The organism is Streptomyces sp. MAI_2237 (assembly GCF_054189285.1).
On record NZ_JAJPGQ010000002.1, the window covers coordinates 406181 to 418558 of the forward strand.

Genomic DNA, 12378 nt, shown 5'->3' on the forward strand with positions numbered 1-12378 from the left:
GCCGGGACGGTCAGTTGCCGTAGTAGGCGCCCGGGCCGTGCTTGCGGGTGTAGTGGCGGTCGAGCAGATGGCGCGGCGGCGGTGCCGTGGCGGCCAGCGCCATGGTGTGGATCGCCATGTCGGCGACGGCCTCGCAGACGATCGCGTGCTCCACGGACGCGCGGGCACTCGCGCCCCAGGTGAACGGCCCGTGGTTGGCGACCAGCACGCCGGGGACCTCGACGGCCCGCTCGTCGTCGCCGTCGAGCAGGTCGACGATGATCCGGCCGGTGTTGTACTCGTAGTCCTTCGCGCACTGCTCGGGGGTGAGGTCGGGCGTGCACGGGACGGGCCCGTTGAAGGTGTCCGCGTGCGTGGTGCCGAGGACGGGGATGTCCCGGCGGGCCTGGGCGAAGGCCACCGCGTGGGTGGAGTGGGTGTGGGTGACGCCTCCGACGGAGGGGAACGCCCGGTAGAGGCAGCGGTGGGTCTCGGTGTCGGTGGAGGGGCGCAGCCGGCCGTCGACGACGGCCCCGTCGGAGAGCCGTACCGTCACCAGGTCGTCCGCCTTCAGTTCCTCGTACGGCACTCCGGACGGCTTGATGAGGAAGACCCCCGCCTCCCGGTCGACCCCGCTGACATTGCCCCAGGTCAGGGTCGCGAGGCCGGCCCGGGGGATGGCGAGGTTGGCCTCCAGCACCTCCTGGCGCAGTGCGTCGCGGACATGAGTGCTCATGGTCAGCTCCGGTGGGCGAGACGGTAGTAGGCGGAGTTCCAGCGGATCTCCTTGGCCAGCTGGTCCGAGGTGGTGTGCTCGTCGATGGTGAGGAGTTCGACGTCGGCCATGGCGGCGTAGTCGGTGAGGGTCTCCAGGTCCACGGCGGAGCTGAGCACGGTGTGGTGCGGGGCGCCGGCCAGCAGCCAGCTCTCGGCCGACTCGGCCAGCGAGGGACGCGGCACCCACACGGCCCGCGCGACCGGCAGATAGGGCAGCGGTTCGCTGGCCATGACGTCGACGGCGTTGGCGGTGAGCCGGAAGCGGTCGCCGAGGTCGCACAGGCCGACGACCACGGCCGGGCCGGGCGCCGCGTCGAAGATCAGCCGGACGGGGTCCTCGCGGCCGCCGATGGACAGCGGGTGGATCTCGAGGCGGGGGCGGCCGGCGGCGACGGACGGGCAGACCTCCAGCATGTGGGCGCCGAGGATGCGGGGGGTGCCGGGGCCCAGGTGGTAGGTGTAGTCCTCCATGAAGGTGGTGCCGCCGTGCCGGCCGGCGCCCATGACCTTCATGGTGCGCAGCAGCGCGGAGGTCTTCCAGTCGCCCTCGGCGCCGAAGCCGTAGCCGTCGGCCATCAGCCGCTGCACGGCCAGTCCGGGCAGCTGGCGCAGGCCGCCGAGGTCCTCGAAGTTGGTGGTGAACGCGGTGAATCCGCCGTCCAGCAGGAAGGCCCGCAGGGCGAGTTCGACCCGGGCCTCGTACACCAGCGAGTCATGGCGGGGGCCGTCGGGACGCAGGATGGGCACCACGTCGTACGACTCCGCGTACTCGGCGGCGAGTTCGGCGGCCGCCTTGTCCTCGACCTCGTCGACGAGCGCGACCAGGTCGTTGACGGCGTAGGTGTTCACGGAGTAGCCGAAGCGCAGTTCCGCCTCGACCTTGTCCCCCTCGGTGACGGCGACGTCGCGCATGTTGTCGCCGAAGCGGGCCAGGCGCAGGGTGCGGGCGGCCTGCCGGCCAGCCGCGGCGCGGGACCAGGCGGCGACACGGGCGATCACCCGGGGCTCGGTGACGTGTCCGGCGACGATCTTGCGGGGTACGCCGAGCCGGGCCTCGATGTGCGCGAACTCCCGGTCGCCGTGGGCGGCCTGGTTGAGGTTCATGAAGTCCATGTCGATGCTCGACCAGGGCAGCGACAGGTTGAACTGGGTGTGCAGGTGCAGCACGGGCCGGTCCAGGACGCCGAGTCCGCCGATCCACATCTTGGCCGGGGAGAAGGTGTGCATCCACACGATCACGCCCGTGCAGGTGTCGGAGGCGTTGGCCTCCTGGCACAGCCGGCGGATGGACTCGGCGTCCGCGAGGACCGGCTTCCACACGATCCGGGCGCGTATCTTCGGCGACTCGTCGAGGATGCCGGCGATCCGGCGGGACTGGTCGGCGACCTGCTTCAGGGTGTCCTCGCCGTAGAGGCTCTGGCTGCCGGTGAGGAACCAGATCTCCTGAGGCTGGTAGGTCTCGTTCGGTGCGGTCATGACGCTTCCCTTCGGGGAGATCCGGTTCGTCAGGAGGCTTCGGTGCGGATGCGGCGCAGGCGGTGCATGACATCGTTGGCGCCGCGGCCGAAGTAGTCGTGCAGGGTGCGGTACTCGGCGTAGAGGCGGTCGTAGGCCGCCGCCCGGCCGGGGTCGGGGAGGTGGACGCCGCGATCGACCTTGCCCATGGCGTGGGCGGCGGCGGCGATGTCGGCGTAGGCGCCCGCGGCGACGGCGGCGTGCATTGCCGCGCCGAGCGCGGGGCCCTGGGCGGAGGCGATGACGCTCAGCGGGCGGCGGGTGACGTCGGCGTAGATCTGCATCAGCAGGGTGTTCTTGGTCAGCCCGCCCGCGATGATCAGCTCCTCCACCGGAACGCCCGCCGTCTCGAAGGCCTCGACGATGGTGCGGGTGCCGAAGGCGGTCGCCTCCAGCAGGGCGCGGTAGACGTCCTCGGGGCGGGTGGCCAGCGTCTGGCCCACGACGACGCCGCTGAGGTCGTGGTCGACCAGGACCGAGCGGTTGCCGCTGTGCCAGTCCAGGGCGACCAGCCCGTGTGCGCCGACCTTCTGCCGGGCGGCGAGCGCGGTCAGGTACTCGTGCGGGTCCTGCCCGGCCTCGGCGGCCCGCTCGGCGTATGCGGCGGGGAACCCGGTGCGCACGAACCAGGCGAAGATGTCACCGACCCCGCTCTGCCCCGCCTCGTAGCCCCACAGGCCGGGCAGGATGCCGCCGTCGACGATCCCGCACATCCCCGGCACGGTGCCGTACCGGTCGGAGCTCATGACGTGGCAGGTGGAGGTGCCCATGATGGCGACCATCCGGCCCGGCTCCACCGCCGTCGCCGCGGGGGCGGTGACATGCGCGTCGACGTTGCCGACGCAGACGGCGATGCCCTCCGGCAGACCCGTCCAGGACGCCGCCTCGGCCGTCAGGCCGCCCGCCCGGTCGCCGAGCCGGCCGATGGGCTGGTCCAGCTTGTCCGCGACGAAGTCGGCGAAGTCCGGGTGCAGGGCGGCCAGACAGTCGCGGGAGGGATACCGGCCGTCCTGGTACTGGCCCTTGTACCCGGCGGTGCAGGCGTTGCGGACGTACGTGCCGCACAGCCGCCACACGATCCAGTCCGCCGCCTCCAGCCACCGCTCGGTGCGCCGGTAGACCTCCGGGTCCTCCTCCAGCACCTGCAACGCCTTGGCGAACTCCCACTCCGAGGAGATCCTGCCGCCGTACCGCTCCAGCCACGGCTCCTTGCGCTCCGCGGCCAGCGCGTTGATCCGGTCCGCCTGTCCCTGCGCCGCGTGGTGCTTCCACAGCTTGGGATAGGCGTGCGCGCGGCCGGCGAGACCGGGCAGTTCGCACAGCGGGGTGCCGTCGGCCAGTGCGGGCAGCACCGTGCAGGCGGTGAAGTCCGTGCCGATCCCGATCACCTGCTCCGGCCGCACCCCCGCCGCCGCCAGCGCCCGGGGTACGGCGGTACGCAGCACGTCGATCCAGTCGGCCGGCACCTGAAGCGCCCAGTCCGCGGGCAGCGGTGTGCCGTCGGGCAGTTCCCGGTCCAGCACGGCGTGCGTGTAGGGGTGTTCCGCCGACGCCAGTTCCGCGCCGTCGCCGACCCGCACCACCACCGCACGGCCCGACAGCGTGCCGAAGTCGACTCCCACGACGCAGAGTTCGGGCTTCATCAGTCGGCCACCCTTCCAAGTGTTCGATATTTCGATCGGCGTTCGGAAACGTGACGCGAAGCGATGGCATCACCCCTCCATGGTGTCCGCGGGCGCGACCTGCGGGCATGGGCCGTCAGGTCCCGCGTGAAGGGTCGAACGGGGCTGGTCCGGGCGCCAGTTGGCCATCGCCCCGACGCTTCGCAATGTTTCGACGGGAGTTGAACACGGCCTCCGCCGCCCCCGTATCTAGGTGCGGCCCGTGCTCCCCCGCGCGGGCCACCCAAAGACGACGGGCCCGATCCTCCCCAGCGGGTCCGCCCCATACGGAGGTTCCATGGCCGACAACGTCACCTCGCTGTTCCGCAGCACCGCGGCCCACAGTCCGTCGATGGCTGCGTTGGCGCGGGAGGGCGGCGACGGGGCCGGTCCGATCGACTTCTGTATCCCCTGCAATCCGTACTTCCCCACCCCGGCCATGTTCGAGGAGATGGCGGTCCGCCTCCGCGACATCCTCACGTACTACCCGAGCGGCGCCGAGACGATCACCGCCGAGCTGTGCGACCTGCTCCAGCTGCCGCCGCAGTGCGTGGCCATGGGCAACGGCTCGACCGAGCTGATCACCTGGATCGACCACCTGCTGGTCCGCGAGTCCCTCGCCATCCCCGTCCCCACCTTCGGCCGCTGGACCGACCAGCCGATGGAGACCGGCAAGCGGGTCGACATGTTCCCGCTGCAGGAATCCAGCGGCTTCGCCCTGGACCTGGCCCAGTACGCCGAGTTCATCCGCAAGCGCGGCACCCGGGTCGCGGTGGTCTGCAACCCGAACAACCCCGACGGCGGCTATCTGCACAAGCAGTCGCTCGTGCAGTTCATGGACGCGATGGCCGACCTCGACCTGGTCGTCGTCGACGAGTCCTTCCTCGAGTTCGCGGACGCCGAGGCCGAACCGTCGGTCGTGCAGGAGGCGATGATCCGCCCGAACGTGGTCGTGCTGCGCAGCCTCGGCAAGAACTTCGGCCTGCACGGCATACGGTTCGGCTACCTGGTCGCCAACCCCGCGCTGGCCGGCAAGGTCCGCTCGATGCTGCCCAAGTGGAACCTCAACTCCTTCGCCGAGCACGTGGTGTTCATGCTGAAGGAGCACGGCGCGGAGTACGCGCAGAGCCTGCAGCAGGTGCGCCGGGACCGCCTCGACATGGCCGGCCAGCTCTCCGCGCTGCCGGGTCTGACGGTCTATCCCTCCCAGGGCAACTTCCTCTTCGTACGCCTTCCCGTGGGCGCCGAAGGCACCGTCGTCCGGGACCGGATGCTCACCGAGCACCGGATCCTGGTCCGCGAGTGCGGCAACAAGATCGGTTCTTCCAGCCGCTTCCTGCGGCTCGTGGTGCGCCCCCAGACGGACGTGCGTCGCCTGGTGTCCGGCATGGAACAGGTGCTCTACGGGACCAGGAGGGGAGCCGCCGTGCCCGAGCTGGGCGCCGGGACCAGCTACAGCTCGGGCACGGCGGCCGTGGACCGGCTGGTCAGCGAGACCAACGGGGCGGGTCTGCCGCTCGCCGCGCAGGCCCTTCGCCGGGGGCGGAGGCGGGGGTGGCTTCGGGATGCCGATGCCGGTGCCGGTGCCCGCGGCGGCTCAGGCGGGGCCGCAGCCGGTGCCGGCTCCCATGCAGGCGCCGCCTCCCCTGCAGACACCCGCGCCGATGCCCGCGCCTGCGCCTGCTCCGATGCCGATGTCCGCTCCGGCACCGATGCCGACTCCTGCTCCGATGCCGGCGCCCGCTCCCATGCCTGCGGCAGCACCGATGGCGCCGGCCGCCGCCATGCCCGGGCCCACGCCGCCGGGGGTGCCGGCCCGGGGTGGACTCACGGCCGCGCAGGTGCGGGGGACCACCGGGCCGGGGCTGACGCCTGCTCCCGCAACGGGGTGGCCGAACGCACAGAGCTGGCCGAACGCGGCGGGGATGGGGCAGGCCGGGTAGTCGTCGTCGGGGTTCAGTACGTGGCCGGGTGCGGGACTGATGTGGCTGGTCGCACAGTCCCCGCGCCCCTTTCGGGGCGCTGCGGGCACCCTCCGTTCAGGGGTACGGCCTCCGTCCGCGCCGTTCCAGGATCACGCAGTCGGCGCCCCGGTCCAGCAGCAGACTGCCCAGCACCAGGCCCGCCGGCCCGGCCCCGACGATCACCACACCGACCTGTGCGCCCGGGTCGGGGCGTTTCCCATACCCGCCGCTGAAGTTGTCCTTTCGACCAAGGTGTTTCCCATATGGCTGGTCCCGGTGGCCAACCTGTGCGTTCCCGCGCGGACTGCTGCTCGGGACCCTGCGGGCCAGCGGCCCCGCCGCCATCGAGAACCGTGACGAGCTCCTGGTGAACGCCTGGTGGGCGGCCTGGACCGGACACGCGCTGCTCGCCGTGGTGGCACAGTCCGGAACCTCGCTGCCTCTTCTGGTGCTCTCCGAGGCCCTGTTCGTCACCGCGGCCGGTCTCATCGTCGTCCTGATCCAGCGGGTCACCACGCGTCAGGGCACCGCCCTGGCCGCACTCCGGCCGGCGGCACAGGGAGCGGCGGCCGTCTGACGCCGGCGCTCAGGCGCCGGTCGCCGGGCCGGCCAGGGAGCGCCACCCGGGCACATCGACCTCGGCGCGCACGGTCTTTCCGGGCCCCTGGTGGTCCAGGACCTCACACGTACGAAGGCCGCATGATTCCCGGGCTGTTGCAGACGCAGGCGTACGCCCGAGCCCTGTTCGACGGGCAGCTGCCACCGCTGGACGACCTCCAGATCGAGGAGCGGTGGTCCGCTCGGGCCGAGCGACGGCGGCTGCTGCGCGAGCGGCCGAACACGGCGTACAGCTTCATCCTGGAGGAGCACCTCTTCCTCCGGCGCACGGGCGGGGTCGAGGTCACGCGTGAACTCATCGACCACCCCGCCGGCAAGGCTGACCGTCCCCGCACCGGCAGGGGTGGCCCGCACCGGGGGCCACCCCCTTTCCGTGCGCCGGAGTTCCGCCGGCTCAGGACGCCGGGCACTCCTTCCACGCCATGTGGTACACGGTGCTGATGTCCCCGTCGGTCGAGTCCATCGTCATGAAGCTGACCTTGCCGGGGTTCGCGGTTCCGGCGTTGACTCTCAGTTCGGTGTTGATGTTGAAGTTGCGCTGGACGCCGCAGGGCGCCCAGACCAGCTGGGCCCAGTCGGTGGAGTCGGTCGCCTGCCAGTCGTCGTTGTACGAGCCGCTGAACGGGTGGGTCCTGGGCACGGTGTTCGAGGAGCCCTGGAAGTAGTACGACGCCTTCTGCGTGGCGCTGGCCCCCGGCTGGAGCGAGAGGAAGCCGCGGTAGTCGGCGCTGGCGACGGCGTAGGTGAAGCCCTGCGGGACGTGCACGATCAGGTTGAGCTGGCAGTTCTTGCGGAAGGCCGTGGGGTCGGAGTTGCCGCCGGCCTGCGCGAGGTACTGGCTGTAGGTCACCGTGAAGGCCGTGTTGTCCGGGGCGACGGCGACGGCCGCCGTGCCCGCGGGGCAGCCGGAGCCGTTCACGGTCGCGACGTCGATGACGATCTTGTCCGGGGGCGGGTTGTCGAAGACGCCCGAGTGCGGGTTCGCGGGTATCGCGGTGGTGAGGAGAGCGGCTACGGCGCCGCCGAGCAGGAGTCCGCCAGACATGGGTCTCTCCGGATTCTGTGAGTGGGGGGTGGCACGCCACCGGCCCCCCGGAAAGCTCGGAGAACTCTCTGGAGAAACAGTGAGGTTTCTGTGAAGGCCGGAGGCGCTCCGCATCGTAGAAAGCCGCGGCGGCGGCGGTCAGGGCGAACTCCGGCCATTCACATGCGCGGATTTCACACCGCTCGGGCGCCGACCGGCTCCGGCTCCGCCGCGGGTTCGGTCCGGATGTCCCGCTCCCGGCGATGGGCGCGCACCGAGTGCGTCAGAGCGGCGGCCCACAGGCCGTGGAGGACGACGTACACGCCCACGCGGACCGTGCCGGGGACGTGGAACCAGTCGGCGAGCAGGGTGCGGGCGTTGAGCACCACGATCAGGCCGCCCACGGTGGAGCCGAGGACGCGCGGGGCGACGAAGCGGGCCAGCCAGGCGGCGACCGGGGCGATGACCGTGCCGCCGACGAGGAACGCGAGCACCCAGGACCAGTTCACGCCGTGCGAGCCGAGCGAGAACAGGAAGCCCAGGCTCGCGGCGACGGCCACCAGCGCCTTGCTCGCGTCGACCGAGCCGACCACCTTGCGCGGCTCCAGACGCCCACTGGCCAGCAGCGCGGGCGTGCCGATCAGCCCCCAGCCGCCCCCGCCGGTGGCGCCGAGGAACCCGGCGGCCAGCCCGACCGGCACCAGGAACCGCCTGCCCAGCGGCCGGCCCGCACTCCCCCGCGGGACGCCGCGCACGGTGAAGCGCCAGGTGACGCAGAGGCCGAGGACGAGCAGGACGACCGCCATCACCGGTTCGGCGAGCGCGGTGGACAGATGGGACAGCACGGTCGCCCCGGCGAAGGCACCCACGGCGCCGGGAACGCCGATCCGGGTCACGACCTTCCAGTCGACGTTGCCGAAGCGGGCGTGCGAGGCACCGGAGACCAGTCCGGTGCCGATCTGCGCGAAGTGCACGACGGCCGAGGCGGCGGCCGGGGTGGTGCCCAGGGCGAGCAGCAGCACCGTGGAGATCACGCCGTGCGCCATGCCGAGGCTGCCGTCCACCAGCTGGGCGCCCAGGCCCGCGAGGGCGAGCAGGATCAGCGTGCGCATGTGTCGGTCCCGTCCCGTCCTATTGCCGGTGAACGGGACGGAACCCTAGGACCTCGACCTGAGGACAGCCTGAGAGCGCGCCGCGGCTACGGGTTCTCCCATGCCGCCGGCTCCGCCGCCAGGTCCCGCACCTGCTCGGGCAGGGCGTCGGCCGCCAGGTCGGCGATCGTGACGCCTTCGAGGATGCGGCGGACGTTGGCCCGCAGGGCGATCCACAGGGGCAGCAGGGGCTGGGCGGAGCCCGTGTACTCCAGGCCCGTGGGGCGTTCGCCGCGCACGGACACGATCGGCCCGTCCACGGCCCGGATGACGTCGGCGACGGTGATCTCCCGGGCCTCGCGCGCCAGCCGGTAGCCGCCGCCTCCGCCGCGCCGGCTGTCGACGATGCCGCCGCGCCGCAGGTCGCCGAGGATGCCCTCCAGGAACTTGTGCGGGATCTCCTGCACCGCGGCGATGGCTTCCGCCTTCACCGGTCCGCCGTCCTGCCGAACGGCGACCTCAAGAACCGCCCGTACCGCGTAATCCGCTCGTGCCGAGATCCTCATACGACCATTGTGGCCGGTCCCGCGTACACAATGAGCCCGCACGCGCCGCCCACCGACCGGCACGACGGGAGGCTCCCATGGGGCTCAGCAGACGTACCTTCAGCACTCTCGCCGGAACCACCGCACTGGGGTTGGCCCTCGGCGGCAGCGGCGCGGCGAACTGCGCCTACGCCGCCCCGACGGCGCCGACCGGGCCCGCGCCCGCGCCGCCGGCCGCGGACGGCCGGCACCACACCGTCGGCTTCGACCGCTACTCGCTCGTCGTCGACGGCCGGCGGCTGGTGGTCTGGTCGGGCGAGATGCACCCCTTCCGGCTGCCGAGCCCCTCCCTGTGGCGGGACGTCCTGCAGAAGATGCGCGCCCACGGCTACAACGCGGTCAGCGTCTACGTGTCGTGGAACTACCACTCCCCCGCCCCGGGCAGCTACGACTTCACCGGCATCCGCGACCTGGACCTGTTCCTGCGCACGGCCGCCGAGACCGGTCTCTACGTCATCCTGCGCCCCGGCCCGTACATCAACGCCGAGATCGACGGCGGCGGCTTCCCCGGCTGGCTGACCGCCGCCAGGGGCACGGCACGCACCGCCGACCCGGCGTACCTCGCGCACGTCGACGAGTGGCTCACCCACGTGAACGCCATCGCGTCCCGCCACCTGTACACCGACGGCGGCGGCACGATCCTGCTCTACCAGGTCGAGAACGAGTACGACGCCCACGTCACCGAGGCGACGGGCCGCGACTACATGGCCCACCTGTACGGGAAGGTGCGGGCCGACGGCATCGACGTCCCGCTGTTCCACAACGACAAGGGCAGGAACGGCTACTGGATCCCCGGCTCCTTCGACACCCGCGGTGAGGGCGGGGGTTGGCTCTACGGCTTCGACGGATACCCCTCGCCCACCCGGACGCCGCCGGACTGGGGGCACTTCGGGGTCGGCGGGACGAAGGGCGGGGCCACGGCGAGCCCGCGGACGCCCGGGTTCATGCCCGAGTTCGGGGGCGGGTGGTTCGACCCGTGGGGCGGGGTCTGGTTCGACCGCAAGGGGTACGCGGAGTCGCGGCGGCAGCGCGACGCCGCGTACGAACGGCGCTTCTACCTCACCAACCTCGCCAACGGCATCACGCTGCACAACGTCTACATGACCTACGGCGGCACCTCGTGGGGCTGGCTGCCGGCGCCGGTCGTCTACACCTCGTACGACTACGGCGCCGCCCTCGACGAGGCGCGGCAGCCCACCGCCAAGCTCGTCCCGATGCACCAGCTCGGCCATCTGCTGCACCACGTACCGGACTTCGCCAAGCTGGACCGGGCGGCCGACGTCGAGGCGGCCGGTCTGCGGGTGTACCACCTGGCCAACCCGGACACCGGGGCGCACGTGTACGTGGTGCGCAACGACGGTACGCGCGCGGTGACTTCGGCCGTGCCGGGCCTCGGCGGGCTGCCGGTCACCGTCCCGGCGAAGGACGCGCGGCTCCTCGTCGCCGGGATGGTCCTGGGCCGGCGGAAGGTGCGCTGCTCCACCGCGCAGCCGATGCTCTCCCTCACCGCGGGACGCCAGGAGATCGCCGTGTTCACCGGGCGCCCGGGCGAGGCGACGGTGACCGTGCTGGAATGCCCGGAGCGGCCGGCGGTGACGGTGCTGGAGGGCGGCGCGGCCCACACCTACGCGGACGGACTGCTGCGCGTCGAGGCCCGCCTCGACGGCCTGACCCGGGTGCTGGTCTCCGGCGACGGGGCCGGCAACCCGCTGCTGCTGCTCCTGGCCGACGACGACACCTCGCTGCGGCTGTTCCCCCACGACACCCCGTCCGGGCCGGTGCTGGTGCACGGTCCCGCCCTGGTGCGGACCGCGGCCGTGAAGAGGAAGGCGCTACGGCTGACCGGGGACACGGTGGCGGCCGCCGCACTGGAGGCGTGGGGGCCGCGCGGCATCACCGAACTCGTCTGGAACGGGCGGGACCTGGCGGTCGAGGCCACACCGTCCGGAAGTCTGCGGACCGCACGGCCGCTGCCCGGCGTCGGGAAGGTCTCGCTGCCCGCGCTGCGTGGGGGCTGGCGGCGCAGGACCGAGAACCCCGAGTCGGCGCCCGGATACGACGACTCCGCCTGGAAGCGCGCCGACCGCACGACGTCGTACAGCACCACGCCCGTCCCCGCCGGGCAGCCCGTCCTCTTCGCCGACGACTACGGCTTCCACTACGGCGACGTCTGGTACCGCGGCCACCTCACCGACGCCCGCGGCGCGCGAACGGTGTCCCTCGCCTACAGCACGGGCACGCAGGGCATGCTGATGGCCTGGCTGGACGGGCGGCCGCTGGGCACCCACCGCATGCCCGTGCCGGACAACAGCACCGTACGCAAGGGGACATGGACGGACACGGCGGTGTTCTCCGTACCGGCGGAGGCGCGTACGGCGGGCCCGCACGTGCTGTCCGTGCTCGTCCGCCGGATGCAGCACGACCAGGACGGCAAGGCGCAGGACACCCACAAGGCGGCGCGCGGGCTGACCGCGGTCACCTTCGACGGGGCAGCGCCGCGGGTGAGCTGGCGCATCCGGGGCGAGAAGGCGCCGGACGCCAAGCGCGGGCCGCAGAACACCGGCGGCCTGTACGGCGAGCGGCACGGCTGGCATCTGCCGGAGTACGCCGACAAAAGCTGGCCGGCCGCCTCGCTGCCCCGCGCGGACCGGCGGCAGGGCGTGACCTGGTACCGGACGTCCTTCCGGCTGGCGGTCGACCCCGGCATCGACGCGTCCGTCGGGCTCGTCCTCGACGACGACCCGGCCCGCGCCTACCGCGTCCAGATCTTCCTCAACGGCTGGAACATGGGCCAGTACATCAACGACGTGGGCCCGCAGCACACCTTCGTCCTGCCGAACGGGATTCTGCGCACACGTGGTTCCAACACACTCGCTCTCGCCGTACTGTCCGACGGAACCACACCGTCGGGACCGTCGAACGTACGGCTGACGCTCCTCGGGGCGGCGGCGGGCGGGGTTCCGGTGGCGCCGGTCTGACCGTGTGCGTCACACAGGCATGACCCGAGAAGGGGGACCGTCGTGCGCAGAAGGCGTTTCATCACAGGGTTAGCGGGGGCCGGGGCCGGACTGGGGCTGACCTCGGCGAGCGCGAGGGCGGCGACGGCGGGCGGCGACCGCTCGACCGGCGCGGCGCCGCTCAGCG

9 protein-coding genes and 2 pseudogenes are annotated in these 12378 nt (G+C 72.3%); 4 read left to right on the forward strand and 7 right to left on the reverse strand.

The annotated features are described in order from the left end of the window. Positions 1-10 precede the first annotated feature (10 nt). The 3 genes from araD to araB are packed head-to-tail and all read right to left on the reverse strand — an operon-like array spanning position 11 to position 3914. Positions 11-715: an L-ribulose-5-phosphate 4-epimerase AraD gene (gene araD, locus LN251_RS06700; RefSeq protein WP_458243568.1), complete on the reverse strand. Its 705-nt coding sequence runs from the start codon at positions 713-715 to the stop codon at positions 11-13. A 2-nt stretch (positions 716-717) separates the two neighbouring features. After that, the gene (gene araA, locus LN251_RS06705) at positions 718-2232 is read right to left on the reverse strand and encodes an L-arabinose isomerase (RefSeq protein WP_458243569.1); all 1515 of its coding nucleotides are present in this window, start codon (positions 2230-2232) and stop codon (positions 718-720) included. Between the two features lie 29 nt (positions 2233-2261). Beyond that, positions 2262-3914 carry a ribulokinase gene (gene araB / locus LN251_RS06710; protein WP_458243570.1) on the reverse strand — a complete coding sequence of 551 codons (1653 nt, stop codon included), beginning with the start codon at positions 3912-3914 and terminating at the stop codon, positions 2262-2264. A gap of 316 nt (positions 3915-4230) precedes the next feature. On the opposite strand from araB, the pseudogene LN251_RS06715 reads away from it, so the two are divergent. Continuing rightward, positions 4231-5875: pseudogene (locus LN251_RS06715) on the forward strand (pyridoxal phosphate-dependent aminotransferase). A 96-nt stretch (positions 5876-5971) separates the two neighbouring features. Here the strand turns inward: LN251_RS06715 and LN251_RS06720 are convergent. Then, positions 5972-6241 (reverse strand): FAD-dependent monooxygenase, encoded by a 270-nt coding sequence (locus LN251_RS06720; RefSeq protein ID WP_458243571.1) that lies wholly within the window; start codon positions 6239-6241, stop codon positions 5972-5974. 22 nt (positions 6242-6263) lie between these two features. On the opposite strand from LN251_RS06720, the gene LN251_RS06725 reads away from it, so the two are divergent. Next, entirely contained in the window at positions 6264-6473 is a 210-nt protein-coding gene (locus LN251_RS06725) for a hypothetical protein (RefSeq protein WP_458244161.1), read from the forward strand. Between the two features lie 104 nt (positions 6474-6577). After that, a pseudogene (locus LN251_RS06730) lies at positions 6578-6838 on the forward strand (Scr1 family TA system antitoxin-like transcriptional regulator); the annotation flags it as partial. Positions 6839-6908: 70 nt separating this feature from the next. On the opposite strand, the gene LN251_RS06735 reads toward LN251_RS06730, so the two are convergent. The 3 genes from LN251_RS06735 to LN251_RS06745 form a co-directional block, all read right to left on the reverse strand. Then, on the reverse strand, positions 6909-7559 hold the full coding sequence (locus LN251_RS06735) for a DUF4360 domain-containing protein (RefSeq protein WP_458243572.1): 651 nt from the start codon (positions 7557-7559) through the stop codon (positions 6909-6911). Between the two features lie 173 nt (positions 7560-7732). Further along, positions 7733-8650 (reverse strand): sulfite exporter TauE/SafE family protein, encoded by a 918-nt coding sequence (locus tag LN251_RS06740; protein WP_458243573.1) that lies wholly within the window; start codon positions 8648-8650, stop codon positions 7733-7735. A gap of 86 nt (positions 8651-8736) precedes the next feature. Then, positions 8737-9195, reverse strand: a complete 459-nt coding sequence (locus LN251_RS06745) for an RrF2 family transcriptional regulator (protein ID WP_362985460.1) — start codon at positions 9193-9195, stop codon at positions 8737-8739. Between the two features lie 77 nt (positions 9196-9272). Between LN251_RS06745 and LN251_RS06750 the strand changes: the two genes are divergently transcribed. Then, positions 9273-12212 carry a beta-galactosidase gene (locus LN251_RS06750; RefSeq protein ID WP_458243574.1) on the forward strand — a complete coding sequence of 980 codons (2940 nt, stop codon included), beginning with the start codon at positions 9273-9275 and terminating at the stop codon, positions 12210-12212. The last annotated feature ends 166 nt before the right edge of the window (positions 12213-12378 follow it).

Bases quoted from the DNA above. Each gene is read 5' to 3' on its own strand.
- LN251_RS06745 (WP_362985460.1), bottom strand. From the start codon at position 9,195: ATGAGGATCTCGGCACGAGCGGATTACGCGGTACGGGCGGTTCTTGAG.
- araD (WP_458243568.1), bottom strand. From the start codon at position 715: ATGAGCACTCATGTCCGCGACGCACTGCGCCAGGAGGTGCTGGAGGCC.
- LN251_RS06735 (WP_458243572.1), bottom strand. From the start codon at position 7,559: ATGTCTGGCGGACTCCTGCTCGGCGGCGCCGTAGCCGCTCTCCTCACC.
- LN251_RS06720 (WP_458243571.1), bottom strand. From the start codon at position 6,241: ATGGCGGCGGGGCCGCTGGCCCGCAGGGTCCCGAGCAGCAGTCCGCGC.
- araB (WP_458243570.1), bottom strand. From the start codon at position 3,914: ATGAAGCCCGAACTCTGCGTCGTGGGAGTCGACTTCGGCACGCTGTCG.
- LN251_RS06750 (WP_458243574.1), top strand. From the start codon at position 9,273: ATGGGGCTCAGCAGACGTACCTTCAGCACTCTCGCCGGAACCACCGCA.
- LN251_RS06740 (WP_458243573.1), bottom strand. From the start codon at position 8,650: ATGCGCACGCTGATCCTGCTCGCCCTCGCGGGCCTGGGCGCCCAGCTG.
- araA (WP_458243569.1), bottom strand. From the start codon at position 2,232: ATGACCGCACCGAACGAGACCTACCAGCCTCAGGAGATCTGGTTCCTC.